General features: G+C 66.2%; 11 protein-coding genes. 3 read left to right on the top strand and 8 right to left on the bottom strand.

What is annotated here, in order from left to right; all coding sequences use genetic code 11:
- Positions 1–243 precede the first annotated feature (243 nt).
- The 5 genes from ispH to murJ form a co-directional block, all read right to left on the bottom strand.
- Positions 244–1,194 (bottom strand): 4-hydroxy-3-methylbut-2-enyl diphosphate reductase, encoded by a 951-nt coding sequence (gene ispH / locus Q9Q79_RS05940; protein WP_005408565.1) that lies wholly within the window; start codon positions 1,192–1,194, stop codon positions 244–246.
- Between the two features lie 27 nt (positions 1,195–1,221).
- Positions 1,222–1,746: a signal peptidase II gene (gene lspA / locus Q9Q79_RS05935; RefSeq protein ID WP_005408564.1), complete on the bottom strand. Its 525-nt coding sequence runs from the start codon at positions 1,744–1,746 to the stop codon at positions 1,222–1,224.
- Entirely contained in the window at positions 1,746–4,577 is a 2,832-nt protein-coding gene (gene ileS / locus Q9Q79_RS05930; RefSeq protein WP_076738842.1) for an isoleucine--tRNA ligase, read from the bottom strand. The genes lspA and ileS overlap by 1 nt, the downstream gene beginning before the upstream one ends.
- Complete coding sequence (locus Q9Q79_RS05925; protein ID WP_012479506.1) at positions 4,574–5,521, bottom strand: bifunctional riboflavin kinase/FAD synthetase; 948 nt, start codon at positions 5,519–5,521, stop codon at positions 4,574–4,576. Before Q9Q79_RS05925 ends, ileS begins: the two co-directional genes overlap by 4 nt.
- 75 nt (positions 5,522–5,596) lie before the next feature.
- Complete coding sequence (gene murJ / locus Q9Q79_RS05920; protein WP_024957498.1) at positions 5,597–7,201, bottom strand: murein biosynthesis integral membrane protein MurJ; 1,605 nt, start codon at positions 7,199–7,201, stop codon at positions 5,597–5,599.
- A gap of 117 nt (positions 7,202–7,318) precedes the next feature.
- On the opposite strand from murJ, the gene rpsT reads away from it, so the two are divergent.
- Entirely contained in the window at positions 7,319–7,588 is a 270-nt protein-coding gene (gene rpsT / locus Q9Q79_RS05915; protein WP_005408560.1) for a 30S ribosomal protein S20, read from the top strand.
- Between the two features lie 203 nt (positions 7,589–7,791).
- Here rpsT and cgtA read toward each other — a convergent pair whose 3' ends face one another.
- From cgtA to rplU, 3 genes are all read right to left on the bottom strand, one after another.
- Positions 7,792–8,844 carry an Obg family GTPase CgtA gene (gene cgtA, locus Q9Q79_RS05910; RefSeq protein WP_099527509.1) on the bottom strand — a complete coding sequence of 351 codons (1,053 nt, stop codon included), beginning with the start codon at positions 8,842–8,844 and terminating at the stop codon, positions 7,792–7,794.
- Positions 8,845–9,021: 177 nt separating this feature from the next.
- Positions 9,022–9,285 (bottom strand): 50S ribosomal protein L27, encoded by a 264-nt coding sequence (gene rpmA, locus Q9Q79_RS05905; protein WP_005408558.1) that lies wholly within the window; start codon positions 9,283–9,285, stop codon positions 9,022–9,024.
- An 18-nt stretch (positions 9,286–9,303) separates the two neighbouring features.
- Positions 9,304–9,612, bottom strand: coding sequence for a 50S ribosomal protein L21 (gene rplU, locus Q9Q79_RS05900; RefSeq protein ID WP_005408557.1), 309 nt, complete (start codon positions 9,610–9,612; stop codon positions 9,304–9,306).
- A gap of 317 nt (positions 9,613–9,929) precedes the next feature.
- On the opposite strand from rplU, the gene uvrA reads away from it, so the two are divergent.
- On the top strand, positions 9,930–12,923 hold the full coding sequence (gene uvrA / locus Q9Q79_RS05895) for an excinuclease ABC subunit UvrA (RefSeq protein WP_024957497.1): 2,994 nt from the start codon (positions 9,930–9,932) through the stop codon (positions 12,921–12,923).
- Positions 12,923–13,330 carry a thioesterase family protein gene (locus Q9Q79_RS05890; RefSeq protein ID WP_060380351.1) on the top strand — a complete coding sequence of 136 codons (408 nt, stop codon included), beginning with the start codon at positions 12,923–12,925 and terminating at the stop codon, positions 13,328–13,330. The genes uvrA and Q9Q79_RS05890 overlap by 1 nt, the downstream gene beginning before the upstream one ends.
- The last annotated feature ends 4 nt before the right edge of the window (positions 13,331–13,334 follow it).

Below are 13,334 nucleotides of genomic sequence, written 5' to 3'. Positions count from 1 at the left end.
CGGGCAGGTTCCAACAGCGGAGAATCTTCCGATGCTAGGCCTGTAACGTGCCCTGCCCCATGGCCAAAGGTCATGGGCGGGCCGCCCATCCTTGCGTGCGAAAAAGCGTGCGAACCAAGGTTCGCACCCACCTTGTGCTGGTTCGCCCCACCTTGTGCTGGTTTGCACCCACCGTGTGCCAGTTCGCACCCACCAGAGCAGTTCCAGTAGATCCACGCCATGCGTGGATGAGGCGCTTCCCGGTCAGTCGACCAGGCGCAGGCGCAGTTCCTTCGGCAGCGCGAACACCATCGATTCCGGTTCGCCGTCCAGCTCGCCCACGCCGGTGGCGCCCAGTTCGGCCAGGCGCGCCAGCACGCCATCGACCAGCACCTGCGGTGCAGAGGCGCCGGCGGTCACGCCGATGTGCTGCTTGCCTGCCACCCATGCCGGGTCGATCTCGTGCGCGCCGTCGATCAGGTACGACTCCACGCCCTCACGGCGGGCCAGCTCGCTCAAGCGGTTGGAGTTGGAGCTGTTCGGCGAACCGACCACCAGCACCAGGTCGCAGCGCTTGGCCAGATCGCGCACGGCATCCTGGCGGTTCTGCGTGGCGTAGCAGATGTCGTCGTTCTTCGGGCCCTGCATCGCCGGGAAACGCTCGCGCAGCGCATCGATGATCCCGCGCGTGTCATCCACCGACAGCGTGGTCTGGGTGGTGTAGGCGAAGTTTTCCGGCTGGTTGATCTGCAGCGTGGCAACCTGCTCCACGTCTTCCACCAGGTAGATCTGGCCGGTGCCGGCTTCGCGGTTCCACTGGCCCATGGTGCCTTCCACTTCCGGGTGACCGGCGTGGCCGATCAGCACCACGTCACGGCCGGCACGGCAGTGGCGGGCGACTTCGAAGTGGACCTTGGTCACCAGCGGGCAGGTGGCGTCGAACACCTTCAGGCCACGGCGCTCGGCTTCCTGGCGCACGGCCTGGGACACGCCATGGGCGCTGAAGATCACCGTGTTGTTGTCCGGCACTTCGTCGAGTTCCTCGACGAAGATCGCCCCGCGCTGCTTCAGGTCGTCGACCACGAAGCGGTTGTGCACCACTTCATGGCGAACATAGATGGGCGCGCCCAGCGTTTCGATCGCGCGCTTGACGATCTCGATCGCACGATCGACACCGGCACAGAAACCACGCGGGTTGGCGAGCAGCACATCCATCAGTTCAATCTCCCGGCAGCGGCCGGCTTACGGTTTCGGATTGGCATTATCCGCCTTTTTGGCGGACTTGCCGTCGAACAGGCCAAACAGGGCGATGCCGATGGCACCCACCACGATGGCCGAGTCGGCGATGTTGAACGAGGGCCAGGTGTAGCTGCCCACGTACCACTGGATGAAATCGACCACGTGGCCGTGCACCTGGCGGTCGATCACGTTGCCGATGGCGCCGCCGATGATGAGCGCATACGGCACCGCGGCCTTCCAGTTGCCGCGCGCGGTGCCGCGCAGCCACCACGCCATCAGGCCGCTGATGGCGATCGCCAGTGCGGTGAAGAAGTACTTCTGCCAGCCACCGGCGTCGCTCAGGAAACTGAATGCCGCGCCGGTGTTGTAGGTGCGGTACCAGTTCCAGAAGCCGTCGATGACCACCACCGGCTGGAACTCCGGCAGGCTCGACAGCACCCAGGCCTTGGACCACTGGTCCAGGCCGATGATGGCGGCCGACAGCAGCAGCCAGACCAGGGCGTTCGGATGCGGACGGGGCGCGGCCATCAGAACCAGCTCCGCACTTCGCCGGCGCCGGTCACGTTGCTCACGCAACGGCCGCACAGTTCCGGATGGTCGGCGTTGCGGCCGACGTCGGCGCGGTGGTGCCAGCAGCGCACGCACTTGGCCTTGGTGGTCGGCTGGGCGCTGACGAACACCTCGTCGGTGGTCGCCGGGCGCACCTGCACGTCGCCACTGATGAACAGGAAGCGCAGTTCATCGGCCAGCGGCTGCCACTTCGCGGCCTGCTCCTCGTTGGCGGCAATGGTGATCTCCGCTTCCAGCGCGGCACCGATGGCGCCGTTGGCACGCATCGGCTCGAGCACCTTGGCCACCTGCTCGCGCACAGCCAGCAACTGGTCGAAGTCGGTGGCGTTGAGCTGGGCATCGGCCGGCAGCGGCGCCAGGCCGTCGTACCAGGTGGTGAACAGCACATGGCCAGCATGCTCGCCCGGCAGGTAGCCCCACAGCTCGTCGGCGGTGAAGGTCAGGATCGGCGCCACCCAGCGGGTGAACGCTTCGGCGATGTGGTACATCGCGCTCTGTGCCGAACGGCGACCGTGCGAATCGGTCGGCATCGTGTACAGGCGGTCCTTGGTCACGTCCAGGTACAGCGAGCCCAGGTCCACGCTGCAGAAGTTCAGCAGCAGCTGCACGATCTCGGCCATGTTGTAGCCGTCGTAGGCCGCCTTGATCTTCTCCTGCAGCTCCCACGCGCGATGCACGATCCAGCGGTCCAGCGCGACCATCTGGTCGAGCGGACGCAGGTGCTGGGCCGGATCGAAACCGTCCAGGTTGCCGAGCAGGAAGCGTGCGGTGTTGCGCAGGCGGCGGTAGGCATCGGCGTTACGCTTCAGGATCTCCTGCGACAGCGACATCTCGTTGCTGTAGTCGGCCGAGGCGATCCACAGGCGCAGGATGTCCGCGCCCAGCTTGTTCATGATGTCCTGCGGCTCGATGCCGTTGCCCAGCGACTTGGACATCTTGCGGCCGTGCTCATCCACGGTGAAGCCGTGGGTCAGGCACTGCTTGTACGGGGCGCGCTTGTCGATCGCCACGCCGGTCAGCAGCGAGGACTGGAACCAGCCGCGGTGCTGGTCGGAACCTTCCAGGTACAGGTCGGCCGGCTTGCCGAAGCCTCGCGCCGCAAGCACGCCTTCATGGGTCACGCCCGAGTCGAACCAGACGTCGAGGATGTCGGTGACCTTCTCGTAGTCGGCGGCTTCAGCGCCCAGCAGTTCGGCGGCATCCAGCGAGTACCACACGTCGATGCCCTCGGCTTCGACGCGGTCGGCGACCTGCTGCATCAGCTCCACCGAACGTGGATGGATCTCGCCGGTCTGCCGGTGGGTGAACAGTGCGATCGGCACGCCCCAGGTGCGCTGGCGCGAGATGGTCCAGTCCGGGCGACCGTCGACCATGCTCTGGATGCGCGCCTTGCCCCAGGTCGGGAACCAGCCGACGGTGTCGATGGCGGCCAGCGCATCGTTGCGCAGGTTGGCCTTGTCCATCGAAATGAACCACTGCGGGGTGGCCCGGAACACCACCGGCGTCTTGTGGCGCCAGCAGTGCGGGTAGCTGTGGCGGATCGGATGGAACGCCAGCAGCGAACCGTTGTCGCGCAGCACGCCGACGATGGCTTCCTGTGCCTTCCACAGGTGCTGGCCAGCCAGCACCACGTCACCGGCCGGCGGGGTCGATTCCAGGTACACGCCACGGCCGTCGATCGGGGTCACCTGGCCGGCGTTGTACTTGTCCAGCAGGCCGTACTTCTGGCTGACCACGAAGTCTTCCTGGCCGTGGCCGGGGGCGGTGTGCACCGCACCGGTACCGTCCTCGTCGGAGACGTGGTCGCCGTTGAGCACCAGGATCTCGCGCTCCGGGTAGAACGGGTGCGCCAGCAGCTGGTTCTCCAGCGCCGCACCGGTGGTTTCACCGTGCAGCACCACGTTTTCGACGCCATAGCGCTGCAGCGCGCGCTCGGCCAGCGCCGCAGCCAGCACCAGCCAACGGCGCTTGCCGTTGTGCGCCGGGCCTTCGGCCAGCACGTAGGTGATCTCCGCGCCCAGCGACACCGCCAGCGAGGCCGGCAGCGTCCACGGGGTGGTGGTCCAGATCGGTACGGCCACTTCCACGTCGGCCGGCACGCTCACGCCGAACGCCTGGCCGATGGCCTGCGCATCGCGTGCGGCGTAGGCCACGTCGATCGCCGGCGATTCCTTTTCCTGGTACTCGATCTCGGCCTCGGCCAGCGCCGAGCCACAGTCGAAGCACCAGTACACCGGCTTGGCGCCACGCACCAGGTGGCCGTTGGCCACGACCTTGGACAGTGCACGGATCTCGTTGGCTTCGAAGTCGAAGCTCAGGGTCTTGTACGGGTTGTCCCAGTCACCGGTCACGCCCAGCCGCTTGAAGTCCACGCGCTGGATGTTGATCTGCTCTTCGGCGAACTCGCGGCACTTCTGGCGGAATTCAACGGCGTCGAGCTTGGTGCCGACCTTGCCCCACTTCTTTTCCACCGCGATCTCGATCGGCAGGCCATGGCAGTCCCAGCCCGGCACGTAGGGCGCATCGAAGCCGGCCAGGTAGCGCGACTTGACGATGATGTCCTTCAGGATCTTGTTGACCGCGTGGCCCAGATGGATGCGGCCGTTGGCGTACGGCGGGCCGTCGTGCAGCACGAACAGCGGGCGGCCGGCGGCGTTGTCGCGCAGCTGCTGGTAGAGCCCCTGCTCTTCCCACCGCGCCAGAATGCCCGGCTCGCGCTTGGGCAGGTCGCCGCGCATCGGGAATTCGGTGGCTGGCAGGTTCAGGGTGGTCTTGTAGTCCTGGCTCACGCAGTGGCTCGCAATCTATGTTCGGAAAGGATGGCGCGCGCCTGTTCGGCGTCGCGGTGCATCTGGTCGGTCAGCGCCGCCAGATCATTGAATTTCTCTTCGTCGCGCAGCTTGGCGACGAACTCCACATCGATGTGGCGCCCGTACAGGTCGCCCTGGAAATCGAACAGGTGGGCTTCCAGCAGCGGCTCCACGCCCTCCACCGTCGGGCGGGTGCCGAAGCTGGACACCGACGGCCACGGTTGGTCGAACACGCCATGCACCCAGGTCGCGTAGATGCCCGACAGCGCTGGGGTCTTCGGGAACCGCAGGTTGGCGGTGGGGAAGCCCAGCGTACGGCCGAGCTGGCGCCCGCGCACCACCCGGCCGCTGATCGCGTACGGACGGCCCAGCAGGTCGTTGGCACGGGCGAAGTCGCCCTGCTGCAGCAGCTGGCGGATGCGGGTGCTGGAAATGCGTTCGCCATGCAGGTCAACCGCTTCAATTTCGCCCGCAGTGAAACCCAGTTCGGCACCCATTTTCTGCAGCAGAGCCAGGTCGCCACGGCGGCGGTTGCCGAAGCAGAACTCCGGGCCGATCCAGACCTCACGCGCACTCAGGCGCTTGACCAGCAACTGGCGCACGAAGGTCTCGGCCGGCATCGCCGCCATCGCCGCGTCGAATCGCAGCAGGCCGACCGCATCGACACCGAGCTCGCGCAGGATCTCGACCTTGCTGCGCGCCAGGGTCAGCCGCGGCGGCGGTGTGCCCTGGGCGAAGAACTCACGCGGCAGCGGCTCGAACGCCACGGCCACGGCGGCGACGCCCAAGGCGCGCGCGCGGGCAACCGCGTGGCGGACCAGCGCACGATGGCCCAGGTGGAGGCCGTCGAATGCACCGATACAGACCACGCTTCCGTTGGGGAACAGCTCCCCGCCCTCGACGCTTCTGAACAGCCTGCTCATCAACTCTCGTTCCGGCCCGACCGGGGCCGCCGCTTCAATGGTGTAACCCTGAAGTATAGCCGCCACAAGCCGCGATCAATGCCCACGCAGATCGCGCGGGCGGAAGCCCATCGCCAGCATGGCTACCGCGTAGGTGACACCGCCACCGCCGACCAGCAGCGACAGGCTGCCGATCCGCTCCCACACGCTCATCGCCGAGAAGCCTGGCAGCCAGTGCAGCAGGGCCAGCAGCACACCAACCATGGCCGCACAGGCCAGCAGCAGTCGCAGCAGATAGCCGCCCCAGCCCGGCCGGCGCTGGTAAACGTCGGTCTTGCCCAGCCAGTACCACAGCAGGCCCAGGTTCAGGTAACTGGACAGCGCGCTGGCAATGCCCAGTGCCAGATGCAGGCCCGGCTGCTTGCCGATGGCCGCCATCACGCCCTGCGCCTTCAGCTCGTCCGGCACCATGACCTGGTACAGCACCGCCAGCAGGGCGAAGTTGAACACCATGTTGGCCACCAGCGCGGCCACACCCGCGCGCACCGGGGTCTTGGTGTCCTGGCGTGCGTAGAACGCGGGCAACACCACTTTCAGCAGGGCGAACGCCGGCAGGCCGAAGCTCAGGCCGTACACCGACAGCGCGGTCATGCGGGTATCGAAGGCACTGAACTGGCCGTGCTGGAAGATGGTCGCAATCAGCGGTTCGGCCAGCAGCAGCAGGCCCAGCATGGCCGGCACCGAGATCAGCAGGGTCATGCGCAGGCCCCAGTCCAGCGAGCGCGAGAAGCCCTCGCGGTCGGTGCTGACGTGGTGACGGGCCAGCGCCGGCAGGATCACCGTGCCCAGCGCCACGCCGAACACGCCCAGCGGCAGCTCCAGGAAGCGGTCGGCCAGCGACAGCCAGGACTGCGAGCCATCGGTCAGCTTGGCCGCGATGACGGTGTCCAGCAGCAGGTTGATCTGCGCCACCGAGGAACCGAACAGGGTCGGCACCATCAGCGTCATCACCTTGCGCACGCCCGGATGGCTCCAGCCCCAGCGCGGCAGGGTCAGCAGGTTGATGCCCTTCAGCGAGGGCAGCTGGAACAGCAGCTGCAGGATGCCGGCAGCCAGTACCGCCCAGCCCAGCGCCAGGATCTGCTTTTCCGGGGTACCGCCCAGCCGCGGGGCCAGCCACAGCGCGCCGGCGATCATGCACAGGTTGAGGATGACCGGGGTCAGCGCCGGCATGGCGAAGCGCTGGAAGCTGTTCAGCGCGCCGCCGGCCAGGGCGGTCAGCGACACGAACAACAGGAACGGGAAGGTCAGGCGGAACAGGTCGACCAGCAGGCCCTGCTTGACCGGATCGGTATCAACGCCACTGGAGAAGACCGAGGCCAGCTGCGGCGCGAAGATCAGCGCCAGCGCAGTGACCAGCATCAGCACCCCGCCCAGGGTGCCGGCGGTGCGGGCCATCAGTTCACGCAGCTCGGCGTGGCTGCGGGTCTCCTTCACTTCCGTGAACACGGGCACGAAAGCGGTGGCGAAAGAGCCTTCGGCGAACAAACGCCGCAGGAAATTGGGTACCCTGAAGGCGACCCAGAAAGCATCAGTGATGGCGTTGGTGCCGAACGTGGTGGTCACCACGAAGTCCCGGACAAGTCCGAGAACGCGCGAGACCATGGTCATGCTGCTGAACGACAGCAGGCCCCGCAACAACTTGGGTGAACTCACTCAGCGTCCCTCTTGACAATCGACTTGACGTGCATTTCTTACGCCATCATACTAGCTAGCTTGCTGTTCCCATAACACCGATTTTTTCAGGAAACCACCACCGTGGCCAATATCAAGTCCGCCAAGAAGCGCGCCAAGCAGACCGTCGTGCGCAACGCGCGCAACGTGGCTCAGCGCTCGATGCTGCGCACCGCTGTCAAGAAAGTGATCAAGGCGCTGGACGCCAACGATGCCGCCGGCGCCGAAGCCGCCTTCGCCGTTGCCCAGCCGATCCTGGATCGCTTCAGCGCGCGTGGCCTGATCCACAAGAACAAGGCTGCTCGCCACAAGAGCCGCCTGAACGACCGCATCAAGGCCCTCAAGGCCGCCTGATCCGGCGTTGCCGCCCTGCCCTCCGGGGCCGGGCTGCAGACAAGAACCCGGCCCCGGCCGGGTTTTTTGTTGCCAGCGATCCGGTAGTGCCGGCCGCTGGCCGGCAACCCCGAGGAATGCCGGCCAGCGGCCGGCACTACCGGAAAATGAAAAACCCGGCCGAAGCCGGGTTTTTGCCAACGTCAGTCGACTGACAGTCGACTCTACTGCGCGTTACGGGCTTCCTGCTCTTCTTCCTTCTGGCGATCGAAGAAGGCCATGATCCGGCTCATGATCGGGAAGGTGCCTTCGCGGCCCAGCGCGGAGACCAGGAACCACGGCTCCTTCCAGCCCAGCTCGGCGACGATCTGCTCGGCCGCAGCCTTCGCTTCGTCCTCGAACATCAGGTCAGCCTTGTTCAGCACCAGCCAGCGCGGCTTCTGCAGCAGTTCCGGATCGTGCTTTTCCAGCTCGCGCTCGATGGCGCGCACCTGCTCGACCGGAGAAATGCCTTCCACCCCACCCTCCATCGGCGAGATGTCCACCAGGTGCAGCAGCAGGCGGGTGCGCTGCAGGTGGCGCAGGAACTGCGCACCCAGGCCGGCACCGTCGGCCGCGCCTTCGATCAGGCCCGGGATGTCGGCAATCACGAAGCTGCGGTAGTTTTCCACCTTCACCACACCCAGGTTCGGGTACAGCGTGGTGAACGGGTAATCGGCCACCTTCGGCGTCGCCGCCGAAACGGCACGGATCAGGGTGCTCTTGCCGGCGTTGGGGAAGCCCAGCAGGCCGACGTCGGCCAGCAGCTTCAGCTCCAGCTTCAGCGTGCGCTCCTCACCCGGCTCGCCCGGCAGCGCCTGGCGCGGCGAGCGGTTGGTCGAGCTCTTGAAGTGCATGTTGCCCAGGCCACCGCGGCCGCCCTTGGCCACCAGCAGGCGGTCGCCGTGCTGGGTCAGGTCGCCGATGACTTCATCGGTGGAAACGTTGATCACCACGGTGCCGACCGGCACGGTGATGGTCAGGTCTTCGCCGCCCTTGCCGTAGGCCTGGCGGCCCATGCCGTTCTCGCCCCGCTGCGCCTTGAAGATGCGGTCATGGCGGAAGTCGACCAGGGTGTTCAGGTTTTCGTCGGCGCGGATGTACACGCTGCCGCCCGCACCGCCGTCGCCGCCGTCCGGGCCGCCGAGCGGAATGAACTTCTCGCGACGGAAGCCAATGCAGCCGTTGCCGCCGTTGCCGGCGAACACTTCGATTTCTGCTTCGTCTACCAGTTTCATTGTTTCGATGCCTGCGATGGGCGCGGCCTGCCGGCCGTCACCTTGAATGTTATGCCTGCCGATGGCCGGCAGCCCGGCCTGGCCGGTCTTGCTTCAACTCTAACGAAAAGCCCCGCCGAAGCGGGGCTCTTCATGCAGCACCCCCATGCCGAGGCACGGGCGCCGGCGATGCCTGGATCAGGCGTCGGCCGAGACGATGCTGACGGTGCGACGCTTCTTGGCGCCCTTGACCGAGAACTCCACCTTGCCGTCCACGAGGGCGAACAGGGTGTGGTCACGGCCCAGGCCAACGCCGGTGCCCGGGTGGAACTGGGTGCCGCGCTGACGCACGATGATGTTGCCGGCTTCGATGGCCTGGCCGCCGAAGATCTTGACGCCCAGGTACTTCGGGTTGGAGTCGCGACCGTTGCGCGAGGAGCCTACGCCCTTTTTATGTGCCATGACTGCTTCTCCTGATGCTTAGCCGGCGATGCCGGTGATCTCGATTTCGGTGTAGTACTGACGGTGACCCTGACGCTTCATGTGGTGCTTGCGGCGACGGAACTTGATGATCCGGACCTTGTCAGCACGACCCTGGGACAGGACCTTGGCGGTGACGGCAGCGCCCTTCAGCGCATCGCCCAGCTTCACGCCGTCGCTGTCACCCAGCATCAGGATGTTGTCAAACTTGATCTCGCTGCCGACTTCGACTTCGAGCTTTTCAATGCGGAGCTTTTCGCCCTGCGCCACGCGGTATTGCTTACCGCCGGTGACCAGTACTGCGTACATGACCAGGCCTTCCTCTGTAGTTATTGTGGTCTGAGCTGCCGCCATCGAGGGCGGACAGGAGCGGAATTGTACGCAGATCAGCGGGCGCGGGTCAAGTCAACCCCTGAACGTCGAAGGAGACGGCACCGGAAAGGGGTCAGAAGCATTTTCACGCCGTGAAAAGGGATCTGACCCCTGGCTGACGGCCTGTCTCACAAGGTGAGACACCGGGCTGGCATTGTCGCCCATTGCCCCCATCTGGTCACCTCGGTAGGCTGACCGATTGCCGTTCCCTGCTGGCCCGGCACCCAGCCAACGCCCCCACAACCGGATCCCCCATGGCGATGGATTTCATCCGCATCCGCGGCGCGCGGACGCACAACCTGAAGAACCTCGACCTCGACCTGCCCCGCGACAAGCTGATCGTGATCACCGGCCTGTCCGGCTCGGGCAAGTCCTCGCTGGCGTTCGACACCATCTATGCAGAAGGCCAGCGCCGCTATGTCGAGTCGTTGTCGGCCTATGCGCGCCAGTTCCTGAGCGTGATGGAAAAGCCGGACCTGGACCACATCGAAGGCCTGTCCCCGGCCATCTCGATCGAGCAGAAGTCGACCTCGCACAACCCGCGTTCGACCGTCGGCACGATCACCGAGATCTACGACTACCTGCGCCTGCTGTACGCCCGCGTCGGCACCCCGCGCTGCCCGGACCATGGCTACCCACTGGAAGCGCAGACGGTCAGCCAGATGGTCGACCAGGTGCTGACGCTGGACCCGGAGCAGCGCTACATGCTGCTGGCGCCGGTCATCCGCGACCGCAAGGGCGAGCATGCGCAGGTGTTCGACCAGCTGCGTGCGCAGGGCTTCGTCCGTGTGCGCGTGGACGGCGAGCTGCATGAAATCGACGCGGTGCCGCCGCTGGCACTGCGCCAGAAGCACACCATCGAGGCGGTGATCGACCGCTTCCGCCCGCGCGAGGACATCAAGCAGCGCCTGGCCGAGAGCTTCGAGACCGCGCTGAAGCTGGGCGACGGCATGGCCTCGGTGCAGAGCCTGGACAACACCGAAACCGCGCCGACGCTGTTCTCCTCCAAGTATTCCTGCCCGGTCTGCGATTACTCGCTGCCGGAGCTGGAACCGCGCCTGTTCTCGTTCAACGCACCGATGGGCGCCTGCCCCGGCTGCGATGGCCTGGGCATGGCCGAGTTCTTCGACCCCTCGCGCGTGGTGGTGCATCCCGAACTGTCGCTGGCCGCCGGTGCGGTGCGCGGCTGGGATCGCCGCAATGCCTACTACTTCCAGCTGATCGCTTCGCTGGCCAAGCACTACCGGTTCGACGTCGACGCGGCGTGGAACTCGCTGCCGGCCAAGGTGCAGCAGGCCGTGCTGTACGGCAGCGGCGACGAAGCGATCACCTTCACCTACTTCACCGAAGCCGGTGGCCGCACCCAGCGCAAGCACCGCTTCGAGGGCATCATTCCCAACCTCGAACGCCGCTACAAGGAAACCGAGTCGCCGGCGGTGCGCGAAGAACTGTCCAAGTACATCAGCGAGCAGCCGTGCCCGGAATGCCATGGCGCCCGCCTGAACAAGGCGGCTCGCAACGTGTTCGTGGCCGACCGCCCGCTGCCGGACCTGGTAGTGCTGCCGATCGACGAGGCGCTGAAGTTCTTCAGCGAGCTGAGCCTGCCGGGCTGGCGTGGCGAAATCGCTGCGAAGATCGTCAAGGAAATCGGCGAACGCCTCGGCTTCCTGGTCGATGTGGGCCTGGATTACCTGACCCTGGAGCGCAAGGCCGACACCCTGTCCGGTGGTGAGGCACAGCGCATCCGCCTGGCCAGCCAGATCGGCGCCGGCCTGGTCGGCGTGATGTACGTGCTCGACGAGCCGTCCATCGGCCTGCACCAGCGCGACAACGAACGCCTGCTCGGCACCCTCACCCGCCTGCGCGACCTGGGCAACACGGTGATCGTGGTGGAGCATGACGAGGATGCGATCCGTCTGGCCGACTATGTGCTGGACATCGGCCCGGGCGCGGGCGTTCATGGCGGCGAGATCGTCGGCCAGGGCACCCTGCAGGACATCCTGGAAGCCCCGCGCTCGCTGACCGGCCAGTACCTGTCCGGCAAGCGCGCGATCGAGATTCCGGCGCGCCGGCACAAACCGAACCCGAAGATGACCCTGCACCTGCGCGGGGCCAGCGGCAACAACCTGAAGGGCGTGGACCTGGCGATTCCGTCGGGCCTGCTGACCTGCGTGACCGGCGTGTCCGGCTCGGGCAAGTCGACCCTGATCAACGACACCCTGTTCTCGCTGGCCGCCAACGAGATCAACGGTTCCTCGCACCCGATCGCCCCGTACAAGGAGATCGATGGCCTGGACCTGTTCGACAAGGTGGTGGACATCGACCAGTCGCCGATCGGCCGCACCCCGCGTTCCAACCCGGCCACTTACACCGGCCTGTTCACTCCACTGCGCGAACTGTTCGCACAGGTGCCTGAAGCGCGCGCGCGTGGCTATTCGCCGGGCCGCTTCAGCTTCAACGTGCGCGGCGGCCGCTGCGAAGCCTGCCAGGGCGACGGCCTGATCAAGGTCGAGATGCACTTCCTGCCGGATGTGTACGTGCCGTGCGATGTCTGCCATGGCAAGCGCTACAACCGCGAAACGCTGGAGATCCTGTACAAGGGCTTCAACATCAACGACGTGCTGGAAATGACCGTCGAGGATGCGCTGAAGCTGTTCGAGCCGGTGCCGTCGATCGCGCGCAAGCTGGAAACGCTGGTCGACGTCGGCCTGAGCTACATCAAGCTGGGCCAGAGCGCGACCACGCTGTCTGGTGGTGAAGCGCAGCGCGTGAAGCTGTCCAAGGAACTGTCGCGCCGCGATACCGGCCGCACCCTGTACATCCTCGACGAGCCGACCACCGGCCTGCACTTCCACGACATCGAAGCGCTGCTGGGCGTGCTGCACAAGCTGCGCGACGAGGGCAACACGGTGGTGGTGATCGAGCACAACCTGGACGTGATCAAGACCGCCGACTGGATCGTCGATCTGGGCCCGGAAGGCGGGCATCGCGGTGGCACCATCCTGGTCACCGGCACGCCGGAAGACGTGGCGGCCTGCCCGCAGTCGTACACCGGCCAGTTCCTGGCCCGCATGCTGCCGTCCACCAGCGCGCGCCCGGAACAGCCGGCCGCCGTGGCCAACAAGCCCGATGCCCGCCCGCCGCGCAAGGTGAAGCCTGAGAAGCCGGCCAAGGTGGCGAAGAAGGCGGTGGCTGCCAAGAGCACCGGCAAGGCCAGCAAGAGCACGACCAAGAAGAAGGACGCCTGATGAGCAGCGAACACAAGATCCTGGCCCGCATCCCGATCAGCGTGCGCTGGCGTGACATGGACAGCATGGGCCACGTCAACAACGCCAAGTACATTTCCTACCTGGAGGAAGCGCGCGTGCGCTGGATGCTGGGCGTGGACGGCGTGTCGATGACCGACCGCATCGCCCCGGTGGTGGCCGCGACCAACGTCAACTATCGGCTGCCGATCGTGTGGCCCAACGACATCCTGGTCGAGCTGTTCGTCGAGCGCCTGGGCAACAGCAGCGTGACCATCGGCCACCGCATCGTCGATCAGCAGGACGATTCGAAGCTGTATTCCGATGGCAACGTGGTGGTGGTCTGGATGGATACCCAGACCGGCAAGAGCGCACCGCTGCCGGAGGCGATCCGCAGCGCCTCTACCTGACGCG

The organism is Stenotrophomonas sp. a6 (assembly GCF_030913325.1).
Taxonomy (GTDB): domain Bacteria; phylum Pseudomonadota; class Gammaproteobacteria; order Xanthomonadales; family Xanthomonadaceae; genus Stenotrophomonas; species Stenotrophomonas maltophilia.
The sequence above is the reverse complement of the archived record's forward strand: the minus strand, read 5'-3'. Positions and strand labels throughout refer to the sequence as shown.